The organism is Streptomyces sp. NPDC058964, assembly GCF_042741275.1.
Lineage (GTDB): Bacteria > Actinomycetota > Actinomycetes > Streptomycetales > Streptomycetaceae > Streptomyces.
In genome coordinates, this window is record NZ_JBHYKH010000270.1 from 1 (window position 1) to 2238 (window position 2238).

2 protein-coding genes are annotated in these 2238 nt (G+C 66.1%); both read left to right on the plus strand.

Going from position 1 to position 2238, the window contains the following annotated elements; all coding sequences use genetic code 11:
• The first annotated feature begins 181 nt into the window (after window positions 1-181).
• Window positions 182-520, plus strand: coding sequence for a helix-turn-helix domain-containing protein (locus ACFW2E_RS28255; RefSeq protein WP_384469890.1), 339 nt, complete (start codon window positions 182-184; stop codon window positions 518-520).
• Between the two features lie 58 nt (window positions 521-578).
• Window positions 579-2087: a tyrosine-type recombinase/integrase gene (locus tag ACFW2E_RS28260; RefSeq protein ID WP_384469891.1), complete on the plus strand. Its 1509-nt coding sequence runs from the start codon at window positions 579-581 to the stop codon at window positions 2085-2087.
• Window positions 2088-2238 lie beyond the last annotated feature (151 nt).

A 2238-nucleotide genomic window follows, 5' to 3' on the forward strand; every position in this document is an offset into this window, starting at 1 on the left:
GTATTTGAGATGTCTCCAACACACCGCCGCCCCCCTCCCCCCCCCCCCACCCCCAACGCTCTGCGTCACCCGAAACCGGCAGGTCAGAAGCCTGGGTGACGCTGATGACGCGGGTGACGCAGAAATCCGAACCTCGGACAGGTCTAAGAGTCGGACCCCCGAAGCGAGCCCAAGAGGAGACATGAAAGTGCGTCAGAAGATCACTGACTTGCCTCAGCTCTACTCTGCTGCGGATGTTGCCCAAGCTCTCCGTTGCTCCGAGTGGTGGGTGAAGGAACAGGCCCGGAGGGGACGCATTCCCTTCACCAAGCCTGGAGGCAGCTACCGGTTCACGGCTGACCACGTTGCAGAGATAACGCGCATCTTCGAGAGCCGTCCCACCGAAAGCAGCAGCGCTGCCGTACCAGTCTCACAAGCGCCGCGCCGCCGGGCGGCCACCGCAGCGGTGGCCGTCACCTCGCTGAAGGCAAGGACCCCACGCAGGGCGCGACACGGCCAATCGCAGTCCACCGCAGCCTGATTCCGTGTGCCGCCCGGCCCTCCAGCCGGGCGGCAACCCCGCCGATAGGGAGAGCAAGTTGGGTTACGCCGAGAACCTCGGCAGCTATTGGCGCGGCCGGTACAAGCTCGCGCCCGGCAAGTACGCCACTGTGCGCGACGCCGATGGTGACGCCATCCGCTTCCGGACCAAGGCAGCGGCAAAGAAGGCGGCGGACGCCGAAGAAGCGAAGCTGCTGGCCGGAACGAAGAAGGCGCCTCCTGAGCGGATCACTTTCGGTGCCTACGTGAACCGCTGGTATGCCGCGCAGGACTTGGCGGCGTCCACCATGCAGAACTACCGGCGGCACATCGAAGAGCACTTGCTCCCGGCGTTCGAGGAGTTCGCCATCGCCGACATCCTGAGCACCGACATTGCCGCTTGGGAGAAGCGGGAACGCGCCGTTCCCTACGCGGCTACCAGCGTCAAAACATGGCGGGCGACCCTGCACTTGATCCTTGCCGACGCCGTTGACGAGGGGCTGCGCGAGTCCAACCCGGCAACCAAGAGGCGCGGGCGAGGGAAGCGCGCCGGCCGCTCCCGCAACCGTGGCCCGGAGAAGGCGGTCACCACAGCGCTCGGCATTCTGCTGCTTGCCGAGCGGATGGCGCTGCTGTCCGGTCGGGACGACGAGTTCGTCTGCGGCATTCTCAAGGGCTACACAGGCATGCGCTGGGGCGAGATCGTTGGCCTTGAGACCGAGTTCGTCCGGCCGAAGAGCATTCGCGTTGAGTGGCAGCTCTACGAGCTGGATACCGGCGAACTCCACCGTTGCCCGCCCAAGGATGACTCCTACCGGGACATTGATGCTCCGGATTTCCTCGCTGCACTGGTTGCGAGCCACATCGCCCGGACGAAACCGAAGCCTTGTGAGTGCCACGGACTTGCCTACGTCTTCCGTGGTCATGGCGCTGCCAATGGTTCTGTGAGCCGTCCGGGGGCGAAGCTGGTCGACGTCGCTCGCCGCGCCGGCGTCTCGACAGGCACGGTATCCAACGTCCTCAACCGCCCTGGCGCTGTGGCGGAGCCGACTCGCCTAAAGGTGCTGGAGGCCATCACCGATCTCGGGTACGTCCGTAATGCGGGAGCGGGCGAGCTGGCCGCACACTGGCGACGCTCGGGCTTCGCCACCTGGCTCTTTCGACCTGCCGCCACGGGACGGTACCCCGGACGCGGCAATCAGGAAGAGCACCCTGTGCCGGTCGTCGCTGAGCCGTGGCCCGGGATTCCCGCACGTGGGCGAGGGGCCTCCAAGCGGGCTGAGGCGTGTTGGGTGCCGATCGCTCCTGGGCTGACGCCGCACGGGCTGCGCCATACGCACAAGACCCTGATGAGAGAGGTGGGGACCCCGCCGAAGCTGATGGACGAACGCATGGGGCACGAGGACGGCTCGGTGCAGTCCCGCTATGACCACATCACGGCTGGCATGCGGCAGGCGCTGATGACCGCGCTCACCGCAATGTGGGAGGAGGCATTGGACGCGCGCCGGGCGATGAGCCCCGGCTCGCCTGTGGCTGCTCTGGATGCGCTGCTGGGAGCTCGCGGGTAGGGCACTGGCCTGGAGACGATTTCCAAGATCTTCTCCAGGATTTCTCCAGAGAGCCTTTGGAGAACAGTTCAGGGCGGGGGGGGTGGGTGGGGAGCCCGCGCCCCAGAGGGTGTTTGTGTGTGGGGGGGTGGGGGTTGTAGAGAAAGACACA

Coding starts and splice junctions, on each gene's coding strand:
- ACFW2E_RS28255 (WP_384469890.1), top strand. CDS start 182: ATGAAAGTGCGTCAGAAGATCACTGACTTGCCTCAGCTCTACTCTGCT.